The sequence below is a fragment of the Brevibacillus nigriterrae genome (assembly GCF_049846925.1).
In the GTDB taxonomy this organism is placed as follows: domain Bacteria; phylum Bacillota; class Bacilli; order Brevibacillales; family Brevibacillaceae; genus Brevibacillus_H.
On record NZ_JBNCMT010000036.1, the window covers coordinates 1 to 26969 of the forward strand.

General features: G+C 43.5%; 21 protein-coding genes, 1 riboswitch and 1 other annotated feature. Of the genes, 19 read left to right on the top strand and 2 right to left on the bottom strand.

Features of this window, described 5'->3' with window-relative positions:
• From ACPW7N_RS21665 to ACPW7N_RS21715, 11 genes are all read left to right on the top strand, one after another.
• A partial coding sequence (locus ACPW7N_RS21665) for an AAA-type ATPase lid domain-containing protein (protein ID WP_425653395.1) occupies positions 1 to 549 on the top strand: 549 nt, incomplete at its 5' end.
• A gap of 185 nt (positions 550 to 734) precedes the next feature.
• Positions 735 to 1880, top strand: a complete 1146-nt coding sequence (locus tag ACPW7N_RS21670; protein WP_425653397.1) for an acyl-CoA dehydrogenase family protein — start codon at positions 735 to 737, stop codon at positions 1878 to 1880.
• 50 nt (positions 1881 to 1930) lie between these two features.
• Positions 1931 to 2782 (top strand): 3-hydroxyacyl-CoA dehydrogenase family protein, encoded by an 852-nt coding sequence (locus ACPW7N_RS21675; protein ID WP_425653398.1) that lies wholly within the window; start codon positions 1931 to 1933, stop codon positions 2780 to 2782.
• 34 nt (positions 2783 to 2816) lie between these two features.
• Entirely contained in the window at positions 2817 to 3968 is a 1152-nt protein-coding gene (locus ACPW7N_RS21680; RefSeq protein ID WP_425653400.1) for a thiolase family protein, read from the top strand.
• A 356-nt stretch (positions 3969 to 4324) separates the two neighbouring features.
• Positions 4325 to 4584 (top strand) — a binding site (T-box leader).
• Positions 4585 to 4651: 67 nt separating this feature from the next.
• The gene (ileS, locus tag ACPW7N_RS21685; protein ID WP_425653402.1) at positions 4652 to 7732 is read left to right on the top strand and encodes an isoleucine--tRNA ligase; all 3081 of its coding nucleotides are present in this window, start codon (positions 4652 to 4654) and stop codon (positions 7730 to 7732) included.
• Positions 7733 to 8023: 291 nt separating this feature from the next.
• Positions 8024 to 8998, top strand: a complete 975-nt coding sequence (locus tag ACPW7N_RS21690; protein ID WP_425653404.1) for a C-GCAxxG-C-C family (seleno)protein — start codon at positions 8024 to 8026, stop codon at positions 8996 to 8998.
• A riboswitch (molybdenum cofactor riboswitch) is annotated at positions 8966 to 9096 on the top strand. Its footprint overlaps the gene before it by 33 nt.
• A 71-nt stretch (positions 9097 to 9167) precedes the next feature.
• Positions 9168 to 9866, top strand: coding sequence for a class I SAM-dependent methyltransferase (locus ACPW7N_RS21695; RefSeq protein ID WP_425653405.1), 699 nt, complete (start codon positions 9168 to 9170; stop codon positions 9864 to 9866).
• 7 nt (positions 9867 to 9873) lie between these two features.
• Complete coding sequence (locus ACPW7N_RS21700; protein WP_425653406.1) at positions 9874 to 11013, top strand: ABC transporter substrate-binding protein; 1140 nt, start codon at positions 9874 to 9876, stop codon at positions 11011 to 11013.
• Between the two features lie 35 nt (positions 11014 to 11048).
• On the top strand, positions 11049 to 11951 hold the full coding sequence (locus ACPW7N_RS21705; protein WP_425653408.1) for a class I SAM-dependent methyltransferase: 903 nt from the start codon (positions 11049 to 11051) through the stop codon (positions 11949 to 11951).
• The gene (locus ACPW7N_RS21710) at positions 11948 to 12973 is read left to right on the top strand and encodes a FecCD family ABC transporter permease (protein WP_425653410.1); all 1026 of its coding nucleotides are present in this window, start codon (positions 11948 to 11950) and stop codon (positions 12971 to 12973) included. The genes ACPW7N_RS21705 and ACPW7N_RS21710 overlap by 4 nt, the downstream gene beginning before the upstream one ends.
• On the top strand, positions 12970 to 13758 hold the full coding sequence (locus ACPW7N_RS21715; protein ID WP_425653411.1) for an ABC transporter ATP-binding protein: 789 nt from the start codon (positions 12970 to 12972) through the stop codon (positions 13756 to 13758). Before ACPW7N_RS21710 ends, ACPW7N_RS21715 begins: the two co-directional genes overlap by 4 nt.
• 220 nt (positions 13759 to 13978) lie before the next feature.
• On the opposite strand, the gene def is transcribed toward ACPW7N_RS21715, so the two are convergent.
• Together def and ACPW7N_RS21725 are read right to left on the bottom strand one after the other, a co-directional pair.
• Complete coding sequence (gene def / locus ACPW7N_RS21720; protein WP_425653412.1) at positions 13979 to 14494, bottom strand: peptide deformylase; 516 nt, start codon at positions 14492 to 14494, stop codon at positions 13979 to 13981.
• Between the two features lie 5 nt (positions 14495 to 14499).
• Entirely contained in the window at positions 14500 to 14739 is a 240-nt protein-coding gene (locus ACPW7N_RS21725) for a helix-turn-helix domain-containing protein (RefSeq protein ID WP_425653413.1), read from the bottom strand.
• Between the two features lie 220 nt (positions 14740 to 14959).
• Between ACPW7N_RS21725 and ACPW7N_RS21730 the strand changes: the two genes are divergently transcribed.
• From ACPW7N_RS21730 to ACPW7N_RS21765, 8 genes are all read left to right on the top strand, one after another.
• Positions 14960 to 15379: a hypothetical protein gene (locus ACPW7N_RS21730; RefSeq protein WP_425653414.1), complete on the top strand. Its 420-nt coding sequence runs from the start codon at positions 14960 to 14962 to the stop codon at positions 15377 to 15379.
• 18 nt (positions 15380 to 15397) lie between these two features.
• Positions 15398 to 20284, top strand: a complete 4887-nt coding sequence (locus tag ACPW7N_RS21735; RefSeq protein ID WP_425653416.1) for a DUF4132 domain-containing protein — start codon at positions 15398 to 15400, stop codon at positions 20282 to 20284.
• A gap of 260 nt (positions 20285 to 20544) precedes the next feature.
• Positions 20545 to 21066 (top strand): DUF418 domain-containing protein, encoded by a 522-nt coding sequence (locus ACPW7N_RS21740; RefSeq protein WP_425653417.1) that lies wholly within the window; start codon positions 20545 to 20547, stop codon positions 21064 to 21066.
• A gap of 31 nt (positions 21067 to 21097) precedes the next feature.
• Entirely contained in the window at positions 21098 to 21964 is an 867-nt protein-coding gene (gene dat / locus ACPW7N_RS21745) for a D-amino-acid transaminase (protein ID WP_425653418.1), read from the top strand.
• Positions 21961 to 23046, top strand: coding sequence for a DmpA family aminopeptidase (locus ACPW7N_RS21750; RefSeq protein WP_425653446.1), 1086 nt, complete (start codon positions 21961 to 21963; stop codon positions 23044 to 23046). Before dat ends, ACPW7N_RS21750 begins: the two co-directional genes overlap by 4 nt.
• 154 nt (positions 23047 to 23200) lie before the next feature.
• Positions 23201 to 24712 (top strand): spore germination protein, encoded by a 1512-nt coding sequence (locus tag ACPW7N_RS21755; RefSeq protein ID WP_425653447.1) that lies wholly within the window; start codon positions 23201 to 23203, stop codon positions 24710 to 24712.
• 29 nt (positions 24713 to 24741) lie between these two features.
• Positions 24742 to 25839, top strand: a complete 1098-nt coding sequence (locus ACPW7N_RS21760) for a GerAB/ArcD/ProY family transporter (protein WP_425653419.1) — start codon at positions 24742 to 24744, stop codon at positions 25837 to 25839.
• Entirely contained in the window at positions 25836 to 26957 is a 1122-nt protein-coding gene (locus ACPW7N_RS21765; protein WP_425653421.1) for a GerAB/ArcD/ProY family transporter, read from the top strand. Before ACPW7N_RS21760 ends, ACPW7N_RS21765 begins: the two co-directional genes overlap by 4 nt.
• The last annotated feature ends 12 nt before the right edge of the window (positions 26958 to 26969 follow it).

Here is a 26969-nt window from a genome sequence, read left to right on the forward strand (position 1 = left end):
GAAGTCGATGTTCGAATCATTGCTGCTACACACAAGCCACTAGAAGAATTAGTGGAAAGTGGACACTTCCGCCAAGACTTGTATTATCGCTTGCATGTCATTTCTTTGGAGATACCTCCATTGCGTGACAGAAGGGAAGACATTCTGCTTCTAGCCAATCATTTTATACAAGAACTTAACTCACAAATGGGTACGAGCATACTTGGTCTTGCACCTGAAGTAGAACAATTAATCCTCTCCTATTCGTGGCCTGGTAACATTCGGGAATTACGCAATGTGATGGAGCGGGCAATGACTTTTGCCGAGCACGGGAAAATCCAGACAGAAGATTTGCCCGATTTGATCCTCAATCAGAAAAGGCAAGAAAAGCGAGTTGGTGCTATAAATGAAGCGGGATTATCAATGAAATGCAGACAGCAAGAGACGGAAAAAGAGATGATTTTGGCAGCTCTAAACCAAACAAATGGAAACAGAAGTTTGGCAGCCAAAACACTAGGAATGAGCCGCTCCACATTCTATGAAAAGTGTAATAAATATCAGTTATTATGAGTGTCCGGTTTTTCGGACACTCTTTGTTTTGTATCCGGACATATAAATTCCGTACAGTTGCAAGAAGTTAGGTAGAAATTGAATGAAACCATAGGAAATCACACTTCATTCATAGATCGAATTGATTGGCACCACCCTTGCATTCCTACAAAGATGGAAATCGCCAGAGTAAAGGAGTGCGGTGTATGGGTAGCAGCTATATGCAACGAGAGCATCATATTTTACGGGAAGCCATTCGAAAATTTCTTGATAAAGAAGCAAGTCCCTATTTTGATCAGTGGGAAAAAGAAGGGATCATCCCAAAAATATTTTGGAAAAAGATGGGCGAACAAGGATTCCTTTGCCCGATGGTGGAGGAAGAATACGGTGGCTTGGAAGCTGATTTCGGCTATTCTGTTGTGATTGCCGAAGAACTGGAACGAGTGGGTTCTGGAATGGTTGGCTTCGGGCTCCATAGTGACATCGTCGTTCCTTATATTTCGGCGTACGGAACAAAGGAACAAAAACAGCGTTGGTTGCCAGGCTGTATTTCTGGAGACATCATTACAGCAATCGCCATGACAGAGCCAGGAACGGGATCCGATCTGGCAAACATACGTACTACTGCACGCAGAGATGGTGATCATTACATACTGAACGGAGAAAAAACGTTTATCACCAATGGAATCAACGCCAATTTGGTCATTGTCGCCTGTAAGACCGACACAAAGGTCGTACCGGCGAATAAAGGAATCAGTCTAATCGCAGTCGAGACAGACTCACCCGGTTTCAGACGGGGGCGCAAGCTGGAAAAGATGGGGATGCACAGCCAGGATACAGCCGAATTGATTTTTGAGGATTGCAAGGTTCCTGTGCAAAATCTGATCGGTGATGAGGGCGCCGGGTTCCGCTATCTGATGGATAAGCTCCAGCAGGAACGTTTGATGGTAGCGATTATGGCACAGGTCTCCGCAGAAGAAATGCTGGCCCTGACGATTCCATATGTGCAATCACGTCACGCATTTGGTCAGCCGATCTCCAAATTTCAGCATATCCAGTTCACCATAACAGAAATGGCAACGGAAATTACGCTAGGACGGACATTTTTGGATCAGCTGATCTTGGATCACATGCAAGGAAAGAACGTCGTAACTCAAGTATCCATGGCGAAGTGGTGGATTACCGAGATGGCCAAGCGGGTAGCAGCACACTCCATGCAGCTTCACGGAGGTTACGGTTATATGGAGGAGTACAGCATCGCCAGACGCTATCGGGACATTCCTGTTGCTGCGATCTATGCTGGTACGAATGAAATCATGAAAACCATCATTGCCAAAAACCTTGGATTGTAATGCACAACTTTTTCGAATGAATGTCGAATATTGACTGGAGTGTGAACGATATGGAGATTTTAAAAGTTGCTGTCATCGGAGCCGGATTGATGGGATCTGGAATTGCACAAGCGGTAGCGCAAGGAAGAAAGGTAGTCCATTTATACGACATTTCTCCTGCGGTTCTGGAAAAAGCCATTCTGGGTATTCAAAAAAGCTTGTCTCGTTTAGCGAAGGTGGGTCAGATTTCATCAGAAGATATCGAGCAAATTCTGCAAAACATCAAACTGAAAACCAATTTGCAAGAGGCATGTGAAGGTGTTCAGCTCGTCATTGAAGCAGTTCCTGAACATTTGGAGCTTAAAAAGCAAATCTTCAAACAACTGGATCAATACACGGAGCCTGATTGTATCCTGGCAACGAACACATCAGAGTTAAGTGTCACAGCAATTGCGGCTGTAACCAGCAGGCCAACTTACGTTCTTGGGATGCATTGGTTTAATCCTGCTCCGATTATGCGGCTGATTGAAATTGTTCGGGCCGTCGACACGGATGAAGATGTCATTCAAGCGGTACATGCTTTTTCCCGACAAATCGGGAAAGAAACGGTTATCGTGCGTGATGCCCAGGGCTTCGTCACAACCAGAGCGCTTGCCGCTCATATGCTGGAAGGGATGCGTATTTACGAAGAAGGGATTGCATCACGAGAAGACGTAGACAAGGCGATCCGCCTGGGACTCAACTATCCGATGGGCCCCTTGGAGTTAGCGGATTTAGTCGGCCTTGATACTCTGCTTTTTGCATCAGAAGGTTTGGTTGAAGCCTACGGTGACCGCTTCCGTCCGCCGCAAATCCTGAAAAAACTGGTTGAAGCCGGTCACTACGGAAAGAAGACAGGCAAAGGCTTCTACGAACACAGGTAGGTAGTGCCCGAAAGCCATGCGAGGAGGAAATAGTATGTCGAGAGAAGTTGTCATTGTTTCTGCTGTCCGTACTCCTGTCGGGAAACGCAAAGGAGTATTTCGTAATATTCATCCGGTCGAACTCGCTTCTTATACACTGGCTGAAGTGGTCAATCGGGTTGGTGTAGAGAGAGCCGTCGTAGAAGATATTGTCATGGGGTGTGTCACCCCGATTGGCGAACAAGGCTATAACATCGGGCGTCTGTCAGCCCTGCACGCAGGGTTCCCGATTGAAGTTCCGGCAGTGACGATTAACCGGATGTGCGGTTCTGGTCAGCAAGCTCTTCATTTTGCTGTACAGGAAATCAAGTCTGGGGATATGGATGTTACGATAGCGGCGGGCGTTGAAAGCATGACGAGAGTTGCGATGTTGAGTGACGGAAACGAACAGACGATCCCACCAAGCTTGAAAGGAAAGTATAACTTTGTGCATCAGGGGTTTTCTGCTGAGCTTATTTCTGAAAAGTGGGGAATCACTCGTAATGATGTAGATGCTTATGCTTTGGAGAGTCATCGTCGTGCCATTGCAGCTATAGCAGAAGGGTGTTTTTCCAAAGAAATCGTAGCGGTAGAAGGTCACGATGAAGCAGGGAATCCTGTCATGATTGAAACTGACGAGGGCCCTCGGGCAGACACATCGTTGGAAAAGCTTGCGTCACTGAAAACCGTATTCCGTGAAGACGGAGTCATAACTGCTGGTAACGCAAGTCAGATGAGCGATGGCTCTGCAGCTATTCTGCTCATGCATGATCAAAAGGCGAAAGAAATGGGCGTAACACCTCGAGCGAGAATTGTCAGTCAGGCAGTGGTCGGCTCAGATCCGACTTACATGCTGGACGGAGTGATTCCAGCTACACAAAAGGCTCTCGCAAAAGCTGGATTACGCCTGAATCAAATTGATCGAATTGAAATCAACGAAGCGTTTGCTCCTGTTGTACTTGCCTGGCAAAAAGCATTGGATGCTGATCTGTCCAAAGTAAACGTAAACGGGGGAGCGATTGCTCTCGGTCATCCACTAGGTGGAACAGGTGCCAAGCTGATGACAAGTCTGCTTCATGAACTGGAAAGAACTAATGGGCGTTATGGGCTGTTAACCATCTGCATCGGGCATGGCATGTCTACAGCAACGATTATCGAAAGAATATAAGAGCATTTGGATGAAGGAACTACTCGTCATTAGGCGAGTGGTCTTTTTTGCTTTCGAGTGATGAAATCTGTCTCACAAAGAATTAATTGATATATAAACTAGTGTGAGAAATAGACAAAAGAGCAATATGCATAAAAATAAACTTTATACAAAACGAATGTATAGAAAACGGGAAATATTTCAAGGGATGCATACTGATGAATATGATGTATATTTATGCAAGCATGCATACGGATTATTTCCCGTTAACCACTTGAAACCCTTATCGCAGCAAATAAACAATAAATAAGCATCATTAATCCTGATTGACATTAAAGCGAAAGTAGTGTAAAACCATTAATAACAAAATGATCTGAGTAAATTCATTGACGAGAAAGAGTAAGCTAATCCCTTGTTCCCCAGAGAGTTGGCCTTGTGCTGAAAGCCAACGTTCAAGACTTAGTCGAAAATCCTCTCTGAGAAGGAAGGCTGAAGATGTTTGATAGTAAGCTACCCCGGGATCCCGCCGTTACAAGGGGCGCGTATGATGGTACGTAGTATGAGGTGCTGGAAGATCACGTTTTTGTGATCATTTCGGAACAAGGGTGGTATCGCGAGATGAAATCTCGTCCCTTTGGGGGCGGGATTTTTTTGTTTTCTTTTAGCTTTACGACATGATTTGGATTAAAGAAAGGATGAAAAGCATGAGGAAAGTGGATGGGAAAGAAAGAGTAAGGGCACGTGAAATGCGTATCCTGGATCAATGGAAACAAAACGATACATTTCAAAAATCGATGGAATACCGTACAGGCAAACCAAACTTTGTATTTTATGAAGGTCCTCCTACAGCAAATGGGAAACCTCATATCGGTCATGTACTTGGTCGAGTGATAAAAGACTTTATTTGCCGCTATAAAACAATGACAGGGTATCGAGTTGTACGCAAAGCAGGATGGGACACTCACGGACTTCCAGTAGAATTGGGTGTAGAGAAGCAACTTGGTATTTCAGGAAAACAAGAGATAGAAAAGTACGGGGTAGCCAAGTTCGTGGAGCAATGCAAAAATAGCGTGTTCGAATATGAGAAGCAATGGCGGGAACTAACAGAGGCAATCGCCTATTGGACCGATATGGATAACCCCTATGTAACATTGACTAATAATTACATCGAAAGTGTCTGGCATATCTTGTCCACGATCCATCAAAAAGGGTTGTTATACAAAGGGCACCGTGTCAGTCCGTATTGTCCTTGCTGCCAGACAACGTTAAGTTCACATGAAGTAGCGCAAGGCTATGAAGATGTGAAGGATTTAAGTGCCACGGTGAAATTTAAAAGCAAAAAGGGAGATGAGATCTTTCTCGCATGGACGACAACGCCATGGACACTTCCAGCCAATGTGGCTTTAGCGGTTCATAAAGATATTGACTATGTTCGTGCCAAACAAAACGGTGAAATCTATGTAGTTGCCAAAAACCTGGTAGAAAAAGTGTTAAAGGACAATTACGAAATCTTGTCTACTCACAAAGGATCGGAGTTTGTGGGTACAGCCTATGAGCCACCTTTTGGATATATCCAAGTGAACAAAGGGCATGTGGTCGTGGATGCTGATTATGTGAGTGATACGAGCGGTACGGGCATCGTGCATACAGCACCAGCGCACGGAGAGGACGATTATCGTACAACCAGACAACATGAACTGGATTTTGTGAGTGTAGTCAACCTGGCTGGACAATACACCGATCAAATCGCTGATTTTGCCGGACGCTTTGTGAAAGATTGTGACGTTGATATCGTAAAACATTTGTCGCATCGTAATTTGTTGTTCTCCAAGGAACGATATGAGCACAGCTATCCATTTTGCTGGCGCTGCAAAACTCCATTACTCTACTATGCAATGGAAAGCTGGTTTATCAAAACAACTGCGGTGAAAGATCAATTGATCGAAAACAACAAAAAAATCAACTGGTACCCTGCTCATTTGCAAGAGGGGCGTTTTGGTAAATTCCTGGAAGAACTCGTCGATTGGAATATCAGTCGAAATCGCTATTGGGGCACACCACTTAACATCTGGCTCTGTCAGGATTGTGGGTCGGAGTATGCACCGGGAAGCCAGTATGACATGAGAGAACGGTCCGTTGAGCAAATCGAAGAGAACTTGGAGCTGCACAAACCGTATGTGGATGAAGTAAAGCTTCGCTGTTCTTGCGGTGGCACCATGGAAAGAACTCCTGAAGTCATAGATGTGTGGTTCGACAGCGGCTCCATGCCATTTGCCCAATATCATCATCCTTTTGGCGACGAAAAAGAGTTTGGAGAACAGTATCCCGCCGATATCATTTCGGAAGGGATCGACCAAACGAGAGGCTGGTTCTTTAGCCTACTCGCCGTATCCACCCTGTACAATGGAAGATCGCCATACAAAGCGGTAATTTCAACAGGGCATGTGCTGGATGAAAATGGTCAAAAGATGTCCAAAAGCAAAGGAAATGTCATTGACCCGTGGGAGATCATCGAAGAATATGGAGCTGACGCCTTCCGTTGGGCTCTCTTGTCAGACAGTGCACCATGGAACAGCAAGCGGTTTACCAAACAGATCGTTGCAGAAGCAAAATCAAAAGTGATCGACACAATAAACAACACGCATGCTTTCTATACGTTGTATGCGACAATCGATCAATACAATCAAGAAGCCTATCCGAAGCAAACAAATGTCAGTGATTTGGATCGATGGATTGTATCAAGGTTACATTCTACCCTGAAACAGGTGGAGAAGGGTCTTGAAGTGAATGACTTTTTGAATCCTGCGAAACAAATAGAGACGTTCGTCGATGAGTTAAGCAATTGGTACATTCGTCGTTCCCGTAATCGTTTCTGGGGTAGTGAAATGACCGAAGACAAGGTGTCTGCCTACCAGACACTGCGGGAAGTGCTGTTGATGCTTGCTCAAATGATCGCTCCTTATGCGCCGCTTCTTGCAGAGGATATCTTTAGCAACATTGCCGGTGGCGAAAGCGTGCATCTTACGGATTATCCGAAAGTGAACGAAGCAGCGATTGATACAACACTCGAAAATGACATGGAAACCGCGCGTCAAATTGTCGAGCTTGCACGCAACATCCGGAATGAAACCGGAATCAGGAATCGTCAGCCGCTATCAGAGCTAATTGTCTCGCTCGACCGTGATTTCAATCTAAACCAGTTTATGGACATCATCAAAGATGAAATCAATGTAAAGGATATTCGAGTTGAGCAAAATGACAGCAGCTTCGTTAACTACTATTTAAAACTGAATTTGAAAGTCGCTGGGAAAAAATACGGAAAACTAGTTAGCCCAATCCAGCATCATTTGAAACAGCTATCCACATTCGAGGCAAAACAAACGGTCGAGAGAGGCTTCCTGGATGTTACTCTAGACAGTGAGGACATTCAGCTTTCTGTTGATGACCTGCTTGTTGAAAAACAAGGAAAAGAAGGCTTTGCTACTGCGTCGGGCTATCTGATCAATGTTGCCTTGAATACAGAGATAACAGAAGAATTGGAGCAGGAAGGTGTTGTAAGAGAAGTCATACGAGTGATCCAGGATACTCGTAAGAAGCTGGATTTACCGATTGAGAAACGAGTGAGTCTTACTCTTGATGTGGATGCAGAATTAAAAGAAGCCTTAGAGCGCTTTGTTCATGTATTGCAGGACAACGTGTTACTTTCTACGATCAGATATGCGAAAGAACCGGATATGGAGATTGTCTCTCTTGGGGAGAAAAGCTTCGGGCTGTTGATTGATTAGTGTTGGTTCGTAACATATATAAACTTTTTTGGCTGCTAAAACACCACTCTTCACAGTGGTGTTTTTTTTTTGAATTCGAAACGTTTGAGTGAAGTTTTAAATGAAATGCATTTAAATATAACTAAATAAAATTTATAAGGGTATTCCCTGATTCTTATTTGCAATTTTCCTGATTTAAATATATTTAGTTTTAATTAGATATATTTTGTTATATAGTTGATTGCGAAGATTGTTGAAATTTGCCTGGTAGTCAGAGAGATTGCGATTGAAACATAGCAGGAGAGTGATTGGATGAAACCGTTGCAAGAATTACTGAATGAGGCAGCACTATATCATGGTCATTTGTGTGCAGGACAAGTGTTGGGAGTAAGAATCAGTATGGCAGCCTTGCGTTGGTTAGGAATTGACGAACCCAAAATCGATAAAAATCTGGTCGTCTATGTAGAAATCGATCGATGTGCCACGGATGCGATTCACTCCGTTACGGGCTGTAAGCTCGGGAAGCGAACGCTTAAGCATGTGGATTACGGGAAAATGGCCGCTACCTTTGTAGACCTGAGCACAAAAAGAGCAATTCGGGTCACGGTACCGGAAAGCACAAGAGAGCTTGCCAGACAAGCGTATCCAAACCTCGACAATCCCTATAAGCTGGCCTACGAAACAATGCCGGACGAACAATTGTTACGAATGGAGGAAGTCATTGTAGAGATTCCTCCCGAGGATTTACCGGGAAAGCCATTGCGTCGCGTACAATGTGATATCTGTTCAGAAGGAATCAACGACGGCAGAGAAGTAACCTATAAGGGATTAACTCTTTGTAGGGGATGCCACACTCCAAACAATTACTATAAAAGGATTGGAGCCAGCAATGAATCGGTCGGTGAATTGGCGCTGAAATATCATCAAAGAGGAATGAACGGTGCACAATCTGTCTTGAATGCATTAATGGATTCGCAAGTCATTCCCAATGTACCATTGTTGGTGGACATGACTGCTGTCTGGCAGGGTGGTGTCGTCGGGAAAACATGTTCTGCTTTGGCAGCAGGGACACTCGCCATTGGCACATTCGAGGGTGACAAGAGTGCTGAACTGTTCGAATTCTATCAATGGTTTGAAAAGAGCTTTGCAGGATTGGAATGTACAGAAATAACGGATCAGGTTGGCGGAAGACCGTCTAAAACACAGAAAGCCTTTTGTGATCAAATTTGCCAGCAAACTGCCAATTACATAGCACAACGCAAAAACCTTCGAGCCACACACGCCTAAAGGAAACTATGGCGGTTTGGCCTGGACCATTTGTCCACAGGGTGCTTTCGGAAACGGGAGTGCCTTCCGATGTGAAAAGGGGGAGAGATGCTTTTGATGTTTCTTTCTGCCTGCTCACGTCTGTTTTGAGCAGGCTTTTTATTTTTGTATGACGAGAGGAGGTGAATCTGTGGGTTTTATTTGGACAACAGAAAATATTAAATGGTTTGAACGGGCGGCAGATCAGACTGAGTTCTATTCACTTGTGGCAAATCAGTTGAGAGATGTTGTCACGTCGCATTCCACTGTATTTGACTTAGGATGCGGGACAGGCTACCTCAGTATGGAGTTGTCACCATTTGTAGCAAGTGTAACCGCCGTTGATTGGAATGAAGAGGCACTCCAATTTTTGCAGAGAAAATCGAAAGAGCGACAAATTGATAATATCATGCGTGAGTTAAGAGACTGGAGATGTTGGCAGCCGGACAGTCAGGCTGATCTCGTTTGTATAAGCTATTGCGATGGCTTCATGGAACATTTTCCTTACCTGATGGAATTAACCAAAAGATTTCTTGTAGGGATATTTCCGCTGGAGCATCGTGAAAGCCACCCGAATCAGGAGACTTTTCCCAAGCTCGTACAGTTTCTTCAGCGTCAGCAAATTCCTTTTGAATCGACGACGATTTGCTGTGATTTCGGACAACCAATGGAATCTTTGGATGAATGTCGTGAATTCCTGAACCACTATACCAAGACGCCGAAGAAGCTGCTTCCCGATGAATTGCTCACTCGCTATCTTAGTGAAAATGAAAGTGGCTGGTATCTCCCGAAAGTTCGAAAAAGTGGTCTTCTCCTAATTGATAAAGAAAATTGGCTAAAGAAAGGTTGAAAAGAATATGAAATCGATGAGAAGAAAACTGGTAGGCAATTGGATGCTGCTCCTGCTGCTTGCCTTATCTCTCGTGTATACGAGTGCTTGCTCACAGCAAACTACTGCACCAAATGAGACACAAAAGACAGCAACACCGACCGAGACGAAGCAATCCCAGGAGCAAAAAAGAGTCATTACTGACATGGCTAACAGACAAGTGGAGGTTCCAGCAAAGGTAAACAAAGTATACTCATCTGCACCAACAGGAACCATCCTCATCTATTCATTGGCACCAGAAAAGATGGTGGGTTGGAACTACCAACTCCGCAATGGAGAACGGAAATTTGTACTGGAACAATACCATAATCTGCCTAACCTCGGAGGGTGGTACTCGTCAAATACAGGGAATAAGGAAGAAATTTTGAAAGCGGCGCCTGATGTAATCATCTCTTTTGGTACGACACGTAAAAAAGATGCAGAACAAGCAGACGAAATCCAAAAACAACTCGGGATTCCTGTCGTGGTCATTGACAGTGAACTTACCAAGCTGGATCAAGCATTTGCTTTTGCCGGTGAGCTGTTGGGGGTACAGGAAAAAGCAGCAGAATTGGGGGCTTATTGCAAACAAAGCGTGGAGGATGTCGTTGCAAAGTCAAAGCAACTTGATGACAGCAAGCGTGTTCGTGTCTATTATGCCGAAGGAGCAAAAGGACTGGAGACAGACCCGAAAGGCTCGCCGCATACACAGGTTCTTGAACTTGTGGGTGGCATAAATGTTGCTGACGTAGAGATGAAACAAGGAAAAGGCCTCTCACAGGTTTCGATTGAGCAAGTGATAAAGTGGAATCCTGATGTCATCATTTCATGGGATGATGAACGTGGAGGTTACTACAGTGGGATTGCCAAAGATCCTACATGGCAAGGGATTCAGGCAGTGAAGGACAAGAAGATTTACGAAATTCCGACGTCCCCGTTTAACTGGTTCGACCGACCACCTTCTGTAAACCGTGTGTTGGGTATTAAATGGCTCGGCAATCTTTTATATCCAGAGCTGTACCCGTACGATATGAAGGCAGAAGTAAAGGAATTCTACAAGAAGTTCTATCACTATGATTTGACAGATAAAGAAGTGAATGAGCTGCTAATGAAAGCTTCATCCAAGTAGCAAAAGTGCACAATTCCGTAAAGGGAGTGAAACACATGAAAGAACCGGTCGGACTTTTTACACCGTGCGATTGGCTAACTATGTGGGAGGGGTATCGTGAAACAAAACCCAAACGCCACAATCATGAGCCGGGAGTTAAGTACTGGAAACGTCTGGCAGAGCGGTCAGAAGATATGCATGAAAAAGCAGCAAGAACGGAGAGAGCCAACCGAGTTCTTTCCTTTATCGAGCGTACCTTCCCTTTGACTCCAGGGATTTGTGTGTTGGATGTGGGTGCTGGTGACGGGACACTTTCCATTCCTTTGGCACAAAAGGGAGTGAAGGTTACTGCACTAGATGTTACGTCAGATACACTGGAAGTATTGGAGAAAAAAGCACGTCTAGCGCAAGTTCACATCGAGACAGTGTGTGCCGACTGGAGAGAGATAGATCTGCATCAATACAATTGGACCAAGGAATTCGACCTGGTCATTGCTTCTCACACGGCAGCGGTATCTACTCAAGCGAACTTTTTCAAACTGGAGGAAGCATCTAGAGATGCTGTATATTACGCATCTTTTACCAAGCCACATCACAATCATTTTCAGGATGTTCTTTGGCCCAAGATCATCGGCGAGGAAATTGCTAAGCTAAACTACGGTGTCTATTTCGTTTTCAATTGGCTGTATGCAAGGGGAATCATCGCTTCTGTCGAGGAGTTTACCATCCAATTTCAGAAGACAGAAGAGTTCATGGAAGTGCTGAAGGAGTTTTACGAGTACTATTCCATTTTTACCGATCTGACGCAAGAGAGGAAGCAAATCATAGAGCAAGTCGTGTATGACAAAGCAAAGAATGGCATGGTGACACGACCGATCAAAATGACGACAGGTTCGATGATCTGGCATGTCAACTCTGCAAATGACGATCGGATGCATACAGAAGGTTCAACCAAATGATGAACCGAGTACAATCAACAGGCATGTTTTCAAAAATCTCCGTTCTTACGCTGATTTTGATCAGTATTGTTTTTGGATCGTTTCTCCTTGGCCGCTATCCTGTCACACCGGACATGGTTCTCACGATTCTGGCTGCCCAGTTCATTGACATCCCAGAGACCTGGTCCAAAACAATGGAAACGGTAGTCATTCATGTGCGCTTTCCTCGCATCGTGGCTGCTATCCTTGTAGGGGGTGCTTTGTCTGTATCCGGTGCGGCCTATCAGAGCCTGTTCAAAAATCCGTTGGTTTCCCCGGCTATTCTTGGGGTGTCGGCTGGTGCTGGATTTGGAGCGGCTCTAGGGATGTTGATGTATCTTCCCTGGTCGGGCATTCAAATCATGGCCTTCTTTTTTGCCCTCGTTGCAGTCGGAGCTTCATACCTTATCGGTAAAGTGCTTGGCAAGAACTCCATGATTGTTCTTGTGCTGGGTGGCATGGTGATTTCATCCATTTTTCAGGCCCTGTTGTCTGTGTTGAAATACCTTGCCGACCCTGTTGATACCTTACCTGCTATTACGTTTTGGCTCATGGGAAGTCTGGGTAAAGTATCCAATGCTGACATCCAATTCGTGCTTCTGCCGATTTTGCTTTCCTTATTGGTCTTGTTTGCGATTCGTTGGCAAGTGAACATCTTGTCCGTCGGGGAAGAAGAAGCGGCGACCCTTGGTGTTTCCATTGGAAAAATTCAGTTTCTTGTGGTTATGAGTGCAACCATGATGACCGCTGCTGCCGTGAGCATCAGTGGAATTATTGGGTGGGTAGGTCTCATTATCCCTCATTTGGCGAGAATGCTGGTTGGTCCTAACTTTCATCGGGTATTGCCAACATCATTTCTCATGGGGAGTGCTTACCTGCTCTTGGTGGACAGTATTAGTCGAAGTGTATCCACGATTGAAATCCCACTAGGTATTTTAACCGCTCTAGTTGGTGCACCATTCTTTATTTTCTTACTTTCACAAGTGAAGCGGGGATGGTCATGAGTATTTCAGTAGAGAATCTGGTGTTTGGTTATACGGAGAACAACCTGCTCAATGGTGTCAGTTTTTCATTGGAGCAGGGGGATTCCCTTTGTTTGTTGGGACCGAATGGCACGGGTAAGACGACCTTGTTGCGCTGTCTCTTAGGGATCAACAAGTATCGAGAAGGTAGAATTACGGTACATCAACGGGACATACGGAAATTGTCAGCCAAGGAATTAGCAAAGGAGATTGCTTATGTTCCACAGGCGACAAGCATCGTGTTTCCCTATACGGTTCTAGACATGGTAATTATGGGCAGAAATCCGCATATCGGATATATGAACGTACCATCCAAGGAAGATATCCGGATCGCCATCGAGTCTTTGGAATTGCTCGGGATTGTTCATCTTGCAGAACGAATGTTTGGTGAAATCAGTGGTGGTGAACGGCAAATGGCACTGATTGCCCGAGCATTAACACAAGAGTCCAATCTGTTGATCATGGACGAGCCTACCGCTAGCCTGGATTACGGCAATCAAGTGAAGATCTTGCAGATTATCAATCATTTGGTTCAAAAGGGATATAGCATTATCATGACATCTCATTTTCCTAATCATGCCTTTCTTGCCAGTAACAAGGTGGCATTAATGAAAGGCGGCAAGATATTAGAAATGGGAGCCCCAAAGGCAGTAATCACCGAAGAAAATCTAAGTGAATTGTATGGCACGAAAATTAAAGTGGTGACAACTCGCCTGGACGATATGGACATGCATGAAGTTAACGTGTGTGTGCCGCTGATTTCATAATGGATGAATAGGAGGAGATCAACGGAGTAGCAGAACAACATATCTTCGTTGGGCAGTAGGAGCACATATCAGGGCGAACCGTACCGTTGAGCAGCCACTCATGGTATTATAGGCAGCCAAATCGTACTACAATATGACGTCTGAAGAAGCAAAAGAAATTCTCAGCGGAAAGCTGTAAACTGTAAGTGAATGCTGCTTGCCAAATCCGGCAGGCAGTTTTTTATTGCTGGTTCGCCAAACGCAAAACTTCAAGCAGATCGATTTTCTTTTTTGTCCGCTCATGATAAAGGTACTTATCTTCCACATGGTCGATAAACAGCACACCATTTAAATGATCGACTTCATGCTGAATACAACGAGCGAGATAATCGGTAGCTTCCAGATAAAAGGTTTCGCCCGCTCTATTCAAGCTTTTTATTCTTACAGTATTGGCACGTTTCACAATGCCTACATAGCCAGGGAACGATAAACAAGCTTCCGTACCGATTTGTTCTCCGCTTTTCTCCAGAATCTCTGGATTGATCAGTTCAATTAATCCATCTCCGCAATCCATGACAACTACTCGCTTCAAAATGCCCACCTGTGGGGCAGCGAGTCCTGCACGGCCATCTTTTTCGTACAGTGTTGCCACCATGTCATCTAGCAGTTTGATTACTTTATCGTTGATTGTATCAACGGGTTTTGCCACTTTTCGCAGGATGGAGTCTCCAAAAGGGAGGATATTCTTTGCAGCCATGACGATCAGGCTCCTTTCATCGAGGTTGGTGTATGAACCCACAGGTCATTCGGGGTACACTCCAAGGCTGTACACAAAGCATCCAGCGTCTCCGCTTTCATCTGCTTGGGCTGCTCATTTAGTAGCGCACTGATCGAAGGTGCTGACAGATGGTAGCCTGCTTTCTCCTTTAACAGCCGAGCGAGTGCGGCGCCTGACCAGATGCCTCTCTCTGCCATGATTTTTCTCAACATCCAAACAAGCATCAGAATCTTCCTTTCCAAAAAACACCATGTTAGGTAACGCCTAATTATTTAATGTATCACCTAATATAACAAATTTCCTCTTTTCAGCAAATAGGGGGCAATCAACGTACGTAAAAAATTTCCTTTAAGCTGTCAGGAAAAAAAAGTAAAATTATATACATGTGCAATATAATGACTCCGGCAAACCGTTCGATGACATAAAGAAAACGAGGGTGTAACAATGAAAATCTACATTACTATTAAAAGCTTGGGAAAAAAGAAGGATTATCTCACAAAAAAGGAGGTTACCCTCTCCGAAAAGCCAGCAACTCTTCGTCAATTGATCAGTCAACTTGTCATCCAGAATGTGCAGGAATATAACGAAAAAAAGATAGAAACACCATTCGTTCATTACCTGACAACCAGTGAAATCGAGCTTCAGCGTGCTAGTGGGAAGGTTGGCTTCCAAACAAAATACAATGAAAATGTAGCTTCAATAGAAGAGGCTGTTAGTACTGCGATTCAGGCTTTTGAGGATGGATTATTTCGGGTGTTTGTAAAAGAGGATGAAATTGAGATACTGGACGCCCCATTACAGATGGAAGATGGCGATGATGTCGCTTTTGTTCGCTTTACGATGCTGGCGGGACGTATGTGGTAAGAAGGAGGAATGAACCATATGATGCACGGAACGATAGCAATGACAGAAGAGTTAATTGGTAAGGCAGAAGAATTAAGTGAAGAAGCGAAGCTCCTGGCCTTTATTTTGTTAAACAAATGTGAAAAGAGATATGCAAGTTGGGAACAGTATAGAGAATTAACTACGGTATTAGACAAGTATGCAGGAGAAGAAGATTTACATTATTTTGACCCCCTCGTCGATCTCACAGGAAAGCTACTGGGAGATTATTATCGTGAAGTATTTTGTTACATACTGACTCATTCCGTTGATTACCCATATAGTAAAGGCTATTATCGCAGGCCATTCAGGACTTCGAACAGAGCATGCCACAAAGAACGAATCCTTGATAAGCTGCTGTCACTTATCGACCTGTACACCAAAAATTTTTCCCTTTCCTCCTATCTTTCTGAGGCAGATTATGAGATTAACGACAGCATAATTAGTCATATCATTGCGTTTGAAATTGATCATGGCAACGATGAAGTTATGCAAGCTCTCAAACAGATCATCTATGGTGATAACAACACTGCACTACTATCAGTTGTTATGATTCGTGGCATGTTCCAAAGCCATAGCCAAGAGGCATACCATATCATGGGTGAGTTGCTCATTGCCGCCAGACTTCAGGAAGGACTACGGCAAAGCATCGTCGAGAATATGGATGAGGGGACTATTGAAGCCTCAATTTACCTATTGAAAATTATCATTGAGAATGATCTGATCAGGTATAGCTCGGTTGTCAGGGCATTGGCTGTATGGACGGGAATTCCGTTTGAGTCTGTACAGACACGCATAGTCAAGCAGTGCATCCAATATGCGTACAGTTGTTTAACCGATGAAGCGATTCGTGAACAATGGATATATAGTAATGACGTAAATCAAATGTATATGAGCCTGTGGGCTGCCTCTGTTTTTGAGGAATATAGTCTCTATGCGAAGATTCAACACTTGATGCAAAATGGCGAACTTTATCAGAAGATTGTCGCTCAATACTTTCTGACACAAAGCCAAAATGACGAGTTGAAATACGATTTGTCACAGCAGTATTTAGAAGAGTCCGACCTTGAACTTCGCTACTGGATAATAGAAAACTACAGTTTTTCTTATTATTATTCTTGGGAAAATAGTAGAGAGCGCACCATTAGCATCTATCGTCTGCCTCATCTGGAAAACAAAGAAGAAAGAAATCGTCAGTTTCACCTAATGAAAAAGATGCTACAAGGAATGGTCAAGAAAGAAATCTCTTTTCCATCCAAGGTGTACGAGTGGAATCATATTACCTTCTCAACGGATCAGATTGCTAAAAAAATGATGTATATCACCGCATATGACTTTGATTTCGATTGTATCGCTGAACTGGTTGCTTTGAAGGATATGATAAGTCCAGATACACGAGACGACTTGCTTGAATTTTTCACCAATGATCACGACAATCCGGTTCAAAGGGAATTCATACTCTCCAGCTTGTCGGATAAAAGCACGAGAATTAGAGAGACGGCGTTAGCAAAACTGAAACAAATACCTTTAACTCAGAGAGAAATTAAAGCGTTGGAAGATGTGCTTTTATTAAAAAGTGGGGCTCTCCGGCAAAGCGCACTCAAGCTTTTGCTCGGCGTAACTAGCGAAGAACTGGAAGATTCCATAGACCGTTTAGTCCAAAGCAAAAATGAATTTCAACGATTAGCTGCTCTTGAGATGATTTCAGAGCTAAAAGAAAATGAGGAACAGAGCGAGCAATTTGAGCGATTGACGAGAAAGATCGCAGCGCTTGAACTCTCAACAGAGAAAGAAAAAGTGCTTCTCGCTAAACTTTTTGAAAAAGAAGAATTCAATGTGAAGAATGGTTTTGGATTGTTTGATCCGACGATAGAGCATTTGGTACATACATCCCGAATAAACGTAGACGATTTTCAAACTAAAGAAGTGTTCACGCTATCTATTGATCAAATGAAGGAATTTCTCAACGGATTAGCTGATCTGGTACACATCCATCGTGAACACGAATATGAAGTTGAGTGGTATAACGGCCACAAAGAGACGTATCTTGTCGGATCGAACTTACGAAAGATGAATGTTCATAGATTGGATCCAGGGCAGAAGCGGATCGAGCGTTACCCCCTTTCCGACGTATGGAGTGCGTATCTGGAAGGCAGCAGTTTACGTGCGGCTGATTTGCTCCAGCTTGTTTTCTACTTACATGGTAATGAAGTAAAAGAATATTATACGAAAGATTACGATTACTTAGATATTCAAAAAAATACGTGGTTAGTCGAGTGGGTTAACAACTTTTTAACAGAGGCATATCCTCTTGATAAAATCGATGAGATGGACAAATGGTCATCCGATTACTACTCACAAGTTAGAAGTATCGTTCATGCTTTCTTTCGTGATGGGGATCAGAGAGAGATTTTCAGTATTGCCAACCAGGTTCTTGCGAAGATAGTAAACACCATCCCGGAAGAAGAATGCAGAGGGAAAGGGAGATTACTTCGTTTCTTGACAGAGCCATGGTTACGCTGGGCAGGAGAGTTTATCCATGATGATCAAGCGTTCGAGGATTATTTTCAACACAAGTATCAATTGTATGTGCTATGTGACTATGAGCACTTCTTTGACATATCGACAGAGGAATTTTGCCGAGCATTCCGTTTGAACATCATCGATGAAAATCTCTTCTTTAAAGAACTAATGATTCGAGACAGAAGCAGACACCATCTGTATCAACTGACCACGCCTAAGAACAATATAGTAAATAAATATCCCGAAATACTGCCACTGCGAGATCGGTTGGTTGAACGGGTTTTGGAAATCGAACTAAACCGAGGTGATTTGCCAACAGACGTAACTCCACTTGCAATGCAAATCAAGTATATCGAAGGAATGGATACCTTTATTCAAATTTTGGTAGGTCTGGATCAGGAGTCATTTGTTCGTGGCTATATTTACGGGTACGGGGACAGTATTACGAAGAAAGAGACCTTTAGCCACCTCCTTAAGGTATGTCATCCAAAAGCTGGTGAGGATGAGGGATTATTACGAGAGAAGCTAAAAGGGAAAAACATCTCGGAAACAAGACTTTTGGAAGCAGCAATGTATGCTCCGCAGTGGCTTGATCTGATCGATACATACCTGCAATGGGATGGGCTACGCAGTGCGGCTTGGTACTTCCATGCCCATATCAATGAGTCATTCTCCGCAGAAAAGGAAACGATTGTTGCTCATTACTCGCCAATAGCACCCGAAGATTTTAATAATGGAGCATTTGACATCCAGTGGTTTAAAGATGCTTATCACCAGTTGGGAGAAAAGAGATTTTCTGTCTTGTATAAGTGTGCCAAGTACATCTCTGGTGGATCAAACCACAGAAGGTCACAGCTTTTTGCAGATGCGACACTTGGTAAATTGAAATTGGATGAAATGAGGCAGTCTGCCGCATCGAAAAGAAATAAAGACCATTTGTTATGCTACAGCTTGATTCCGATTGAGACGGATAACGAGAGAGACGTGTTGGAGCGGTATGAGTTTATCCAGAAATTCCTGAAAGAAAGCAAAAAATTCGGAGCACAACGCCGTGCAAGTGAAGCCCAGGCTGCAACGATTTCGCTTGAAAACCTGGCTCGAAATGCGGGGTATAAAGATGTTACCCGTTTGAAATGGGATATGGAAGCAATGAAAATTGGTGACATCCTGCATTATCTGGAGCCGACAACAATTGACGATCTGACGATTCAGCTTGTTATCGATACAGGCGGACAAGGATCTATTAAAGTGAGTAAGAATAACAAAGAGTTGAAATCGGTTCCCGCCAAATATAATAAACACGAGCATGTTATCGCTTTAAAAGAAATCAGGGCTGAACTAAAAGATCAATACTCCAGAGCCAAGATGGAATTAGAACGATCCATGGAAATGAAAAGCACATTCACCCTTCATGAGTTAACCAATCTGGTGCAAAATCCAGTCATTGCGCCATTGCTTACAAAACTAGTACTAAAAATTGATGACAACTTTGGATATTTCACGAATAGAGTTCTGGTTGGCGTCGGAGGAAAACAATACAACATCCAAGAGAAGGATGAAGCGGTAATTGCTCATCCTGTCGATTTATATGAAAATGGTTGTTGGAGCGATTATCAGCGAGACCTGTTTACAAGACAAATCAAACAACCCTTCAAGCAAGTCTTCAGAGAGCTTTATCTGCCAAATGAAGATGAATTGGCGAGTGGCACCTTGTCACGCAGATATGCAGGACATCAGGTACAGCCACGAAAAACGGTAGCTTTGTTGAAAAATCGGATGTGGACGGTCAGTTACGAAGAAGGGCTACAGAAGGTCTACCATCACGAAAACATCATCGCAAGGATTTATGCGCTGGCTGACTGGTTCTCACCTTCAGAAGTAGAGAGCCCGACGATCGAAACAGTCGAATTCTTTGATCGACATACGTACCAGAGCCTTACGTTGAACAACATACCTAAGCATATTTTCTCCGAAATCATGAGAGATGTGGATCTGGTCGTAAGCGTCGCACACGTCGGTGGGGTCGATCCAGAGGCAAGTCTCACTACCATTGAAATGAGAAAAGCAATTGTTCAGGAATCCTTACGTCTGATGAAAGTACTCAATGTTCGAATCGAAGGAAATTTTGCGCATATTGCTGGGAATTTGGGCGAATACAGTGTCCATTTGGGAAGCGGCATGGTCTATAAGCAGGCTACAGGTGCACTCTACATTATTCCTGTTCATGCACAGCATCGGGGCAGAATCTTCTTGCCGTTTATGGACGAAGATCCCAAGACATCTGAAATTCTGTCGAAAATCATTATGCTCGCACAGGATAACAAAATTAAGGATCCGTATATTTTAAGTCAGATTAAGAGCTAAACAGGGAACAAGAGAGAAGTTCGAGAAATTGATTCATTTGTCGTAAAAATGCATCCAAAACGCCAAGCAATCAGTAAAAAGGATTGCCTTGGCGTTTTTTGTTTCGTCGACTATCTAAAATATTGTGTACTTTTAACAATTTATGGTACGTGAAAAGCACGGTTGGGTAGTACAATCGAGGTACAGGAGCAACGAGTAGTCGTCTGGAAGCGATCTGCCTATTTGCTCATCAAGTCGGATGTTACTCGGAAGTGCTGCATTTGTCATGGTTTGCTCGCAGTGGATGCTGCTTGTTCGGCAGGCTCTCTTTTACCGATTCTGCTGTACGCAACAAATTGCTCACAGTATGTGGGGGAGTTTTTCTTGGGAGTGAATTGTTCTCATGGGCAGCCATCAAGTTCAGCAGTTCATTTATCGGACTGGAATTTGCCACATATCTGTTTCAGACAAAGCCGATGCCTCCTACCTTGCTATATATGATCTCAGCTACCAACACAGCTATTCTAGTGATCCTGGCATCCGTTTCACTTGCTGAAAAATACCAGACCAGATTCAGTATTCGTTCTCTCATTACTACGGGTCAAATGGCGTTAACTCATTATGTCTCTCATGTGATTATAGGGCTTGGCATTCTTCAAGTCTTTGGTATTCTTAGTAATAGATCACTGACATTTGCCGTAGTTTACTCTTTGGCGTATTTCTTGGTGACAATTGCGTTCTCTCATTTCTGGCAAAAGAAATTCGGAAGAGGCCCACTGGAAACAATTATGCGTAAGCTGTAGGTTCAACAGTCAATCACAAGGAGGCAAGATCATGACGATTGCATTTTTTAATGGAACTTTTCTTGATGCTGACAAAAAAGTAATCCCAATCGACGAGCGTGGCCATCAGTTTGGAGATGGTGTGTATGAGGTCATCCGGGTATATGGCGGAAAACCGTTTTTGATGCGAGAACATTTACTCCGTTTGGAACGAAGCGCCGACGCAATTCAGTTAAAGGGGAATTATACTGTAAGCGAACTGGAGCAGATTATTCTGGAAGGACTGACCAAATCACAGTTGCAGGAAGCAGAGGTCTATATCCAGGTGACACGGGGGATTTCACCTAGACAGCACTTATTCCCGGATGTTCCTGCCTCCACCTCGATGACCATTCGACCTGCTCGAACCATCTCTGAAACAGCAAGAAAAGATGGAGTTGCTGTTCTCCTAATGGAAGACGAACGCTGGGCAAACTGCTATGTGAAATCGCTCAACCTTTTGCCAAATATCCTGGCAAAACAAAATGCCGTTTCTCAAGGATTTTACGAAGCCATTTTTCATCGGGATGGTGTAATTACAGAGGGCTCAAGCTGCAACATTTTTGCTGTTAAAAATGGGGCACTACATACTCCACAGGCAACCAAACGGATTTTGCACGGGATTACACGAGCCAATGTGTTGGCGATTGCAAATGAACTAGAAATTCCGGTGAAAGAAGAAGACATCACGATTGGATTTCTGATGGAAAGTGACGAAGTTTTCATTACGAGTACAACGATGGAAATCTTGCCAGTTCGATCACTTTCAAGCGAAAACGGCAACCAGGTTGCATTCGGTGCGCCAGGACCAATTACGAAGCGCCTGCATGAGCGCTATCAAAGTCAGTTCCTTGCGAATCAGCAGCGCACGGGGGAATAAACGTGGAGACTCGTTACCGAATTCGTGAGTTAGGGATAGAAATTGGCAGATTTGAGACGGGGAAAACAAACAGTATTACCGATGTGGAAGGAGTTCTGGTCGGGCATCGCACATTATCGTTTGATGGGGAAAACGGCGAGATTGTCCAGACAGGGGTAACCGCTATCTTGCCGCATGGAGGCAATCTTTTTCAAGAGAAGGTGCTGGGAAGCAGTTATGTCATCAACGGATTTGGCAAGACGATTGGGACAGTACAGTTACAGGAGCTAGGGCTGATAGAAAGCCCCATTCTTCTGACCAACACACTCTCCGTACCAGCCGTAGCAGAGGGAACCATTCGCTATATGCTGGAGCAAAACCAAGACATTGGAGATACAACGGGAACCATTAATGTCATTGTTGGCGAGTGCAATGATGGGTATTTGAACACGATTCGGGGCTTACATGTTCAGCCTCAAGATGCTATTTTCGCCATTCAAGCTGCGAAAACTGGAGAAGTAGAAGAAGGCTGCGTTGGTGCGGGAACTGGAATGACCTGCTTCGGTTACAAAGGCGGAATCGGAACGAGTTCACGGATCAGCATGATCAGTTCCAAGCAATACACAGTGGGTGTTCTCGTACTCTCCAACTTCGGAAGCCCCGATGATCTCATTTCGCCAAGATTTAAAGATCGAAGGCATGTGGACAAGGTAGAAGACCAAGACCAAGACGAAAAAACCCCAGACGGCTCCATTATGATCATCATTGCGACAGATGCCCCGTTGAATGAGAGACAACTTCATCGGATTGCCAAACGTGCAAGCTTTGGACTGTCTCGGACGGGTTCGTTTGCCGCACATGGAAGTGGTGATATCGTGATTTCCTTTTCAACGGCTCACCGATTTGCTCATTATCCTTCACACGCAACTCATTCCTGTGCTTACTTGGTAGAGGATGGGGAAGCAATTTCTCAATTATTTGAGATGACAGTAGATGCGGTAGAAGAAGCAATTTGGAACTCACTTTGTAAAGCAGTAACGACCACGGGACGCAACGGGAGAATCCGTCATGCAATCCCCTATGAAATCCTTTTGGGTAAATAGCTAGTATAAGAATGTACGGTTGCTTCGGCAGCCGTTTTTTTTTGCTAAAAGAAGAAAAAAATGCAAAGAATAATTGTTACTACATTATGACCAGGTGAACAAAAGAAAGGGTTGGTCATCCTTGATTCGTAAACGCCTAAGGGCATCTGCTCATATGAAGAAGGAAAATCCCTATGATTCTTACCAACTTCATGAGGAACTATATCTGAATGAAGAAATTCTTCGATCCCTATATACAAAATGTAATGATGTGGTATTTCGCAAGTTTTTGATCAACCGGAGTATACATGCACTTCTAATTTATATTGATGCCCTTTCGAATATTGAGGAAATCGATGAAAACGTACTAGCTCCACTGATGAAGGAATCAACTGATGCAGAGATCACCTTGAAAGAATTAATTGAACAAAGATTAGCGATTTCAAATGTAAGAGTAATCAATACCATTTCAGAATGCATCAGTTCGATTTCAATTGGGGACCCGATTCTTCTGATTGATGGTGTGAAATCCGGAATCTCTTTGGCTCTTTGCAAATGGGAAAAACGTGCAATTAGTGAACCTACTGCAGAGGGGGGTGTTCGTGGCCCGCGGGAAGGATTTACCGAATCAGCCGTTGTTAACATCTCTCTCATTCGCAGAATTATAAAAAGTCCATTGTTAAAAATGGAATCATTGGTCATTGGAGACTTTACCAAGACGAAAGTAACCATTTCCTATATTGAGGGAATTGTAGATCATACCCTGGTTGAAGAAGTCAAAAATAGATTAAGCCGCATCCAGATCGATGGAATTCTGGAAAGTGGTTACATTGAGGAATTGATTCAGGATTATGCGTTTTCTCCTTTTCCGCAGCTCATCAGTACAGAAAGGCCAGATGTCGTCTGTGGAAATTTGCTGGAGGGAAGAGTCGCTATTTTGGTTGATGGCACTCCATTTGCACTGATTGCACCGATAACCTTCTTTTCGCTTTTACAATCGAGCGAGGATTATTATCAGCACTTTATTTCGAGTACAGCGATTCGCTGGTTACGCTATTTTTTTCTAGGTATTTCTTTGCTGCTGCCTGCCCTCTACGTTGCTGTAATTACATTTCATCAGGAAATGTTGCCTACCTCGCTTTTAATCAGTATGGCATCCGCTCGTGAAGCAGTGCCTTTCCCGGCAATTATCGAAGTTTTAATAATGGAAGTAACCTTTGAGGCATTACGTGAGGCCGGTGTCCGATTGCCAAAGCAGGTGGGTGCAGCCGTTAGTATCGTGGGTGCGCTTGTTATTGGTCAAGCTGCCGTTCAGGCAGGACTTGTTTCAGCACCGATGGTCATCGTAGTCGCAATTACCGGAATCGCTTCTTTTATGATGCCTCGGTATCCTGCAGGGATTGCCATCCGATTACTTCGTTTTCCAATCATTATTCTCGCAGGAACACTCGGATTGCTTGGTGTCATGCTTGGGATTATTACGATAGTCATTCATATGTGCAGTCTTCGTTCCTTCGGAGTCCCTTATTTGTCCTCCGTGGCAGCTCTCAAAACAAATGAATTAAAAGATGTTCTGATTAGAGGCCCTTGGTGGGCGATGGATTCTCGACCTCACTTGACTGGGGAGTACAATCAATACAGGCAAACGAAAGGAATGAAGCCTGGGCCTGAAAAAGGAGGGGAATAAAGATCTGACTTGCGAAAGAGGGTGGGAACATGGAAAAAGGAAGAATATCTGCCTTTCAAATGGGTGTAATGATATTTCCTACCATTTTAGCAACAGGGATTCTGATTGTTCCTAGTATCACTGCTGCGCATGCCAAGAATGATTTATGGCTTTCACCCATTTGGGGATCGATTGTCGGGTTTATTTCTGTCTATATTATTTGCTATTTAGGTCTTCTGTTTCCCAAGCAATCGATCATTCAGTACAGCCAACAGATTATTGGTAAATTCCCCGGTCAAATACTAGGTTTTCTTTATCTGTTTTTCATTCTTCATATTAATGGTGTGATTGTAAGAGAGTATGCTGAGTTTACAGTTGGCGTGATATTGCCTATGACCCCTATTAATGTCGTCATGGGAGCTCAGTTGCTTGTATGCTCATTTGCGGTTAGAGGTGGAGTAGAAGTATTGGGAAGGATAGCTCTCGTGTTTTTCCCTGCATTTATGTTTCTATTTTTGTTGGTTCATATTTTGCTGTTGCCTGATTTGAAACCGGAATTTCTGTTCCCAGTCCTTGAAAATGGTGTGAAACCTTCCATAATGGGCTCAATTATTCCTGCTGGCTGGTTCAGTGAGGTGTTTCTTATTGCATTTCTGATTCCATTTGTAACAGATACGAAAAGATGCGGAAAGTTAGGGGGCATTTTCATTTGTCTGGTCATGGGGGCCATGGTAATTAGCAACTTGGTTATACTATTCCTATTTGGAAACACTGTATCGACACTGGTATATCCTTTTATGAGAGCAGCCAGCTATGTCAGTCTTGCTGATTTCTTTGAGAATCTGGAAGCTGTGGTTATGACGTTCTGGATCGGCGGTCTGTTTGTGAAAATTTCCGTCTTTTACTATGCAAACGTGATCGGTGCCGCACAATTGTTTCAATTGTCGGATTATCGGCCCATTATTTTACCAATTGGTTTCCTAACATTATTGTTTAGTATCTGGGGAATTCCGAGATTTGAAGATCTGAGTCATTTTGTTACATTCACTGGACCATTTTATTTAACTTTCTTTGGAACAATCATTCCTTTCCTGCTTATGGTCATTGCTCTGTTGAGGAAAGGCATATCTGGGGTGGGTAACAGGTGACAGAGAAAAGGAAAATTTCATCTATTCAAATGGCATTATTGATGTATCCCACCATCGTGGCTACCGCTGTTCTCAGTGTGCCTGCGACAACCGGAAGATTAGCGAAAAACGATTTATGGATGTCACCAATCTGGGCTTCTTCCATTGGATTTCTGACGGTGTATCTCGCAGTTCAACTCCATAAAATTTATCCCAAACAATCGTTCATGCAATACAGTGAACACATTCTCGGAAAAGTGCTTGGAAAAGTAGTTGGTTTTTTGTACCTGGTCTTTTTTTTACAGATAACTGGTTCCATTGTTCGGCTGTATGGGGAATTTGTGAAGGGAGTTTTTCTCGCATTTACACCGATGATTGTGGTAATTGGAGTCATGATTCTTGTCTGTTCTTTTGCCGTTCGTAGTGGTGTGGAGGTAGTTGCTCGCGTAGCTCAAGTATTTGCTCCCTTATTCTTACTCCCTTTACCGACGCTGTTCGTATTTCTCTATTTAGATTTAAGACCAGAGAATATGTTACCGATTTTGGAAAACGGGCTGATTCCTTCTTTGAGGGGGGCTGTCCAGCCGCAGGCATGGTTTGGTGAAGTTTTTGTCATTTCGTTTTTTTTACCTTTCGTAACGGATGAGAACAAGAGTATCAAATGGAGTATGATTTCTGTTACAAGCGTAATGATTGTTTTGGTTTCCGTCAATCTGGTTGCCCTTTTTCTGTATGATTTGGAGGTTTCCGTAAGAAGATTTCCGATCATGCTTGCATTTCGATACATCAGCATCGCCGATTTTATCGAGAATATCGAGTCAATTATCATGGCAGTATGGGTGACAGGAGTATTTTTAAAAATAACTGTGTTTTATTATGTGATCGTATCTGCAGCTTCACAATGGATGAGGCTATCCGATCAACGCTCGATTGTTCTTCCGATGGGTTTTCTTATCACATTGTTCAGTTTTTGGGCTTTTTCGGATGTTGCGAAAGTAGAACAGTTTGATATTGTTGCATTTCCTTTTTATGGGACGCTTTTTCAAACGGTAATTCCCGGCTTGTTACTCATAATCGCCTTTTTTAGGAAAAAGAAAGCTCCTGCTAAAAAAGATACGGACATCCAGGATAACATTTAGCTCAAAAGGAGG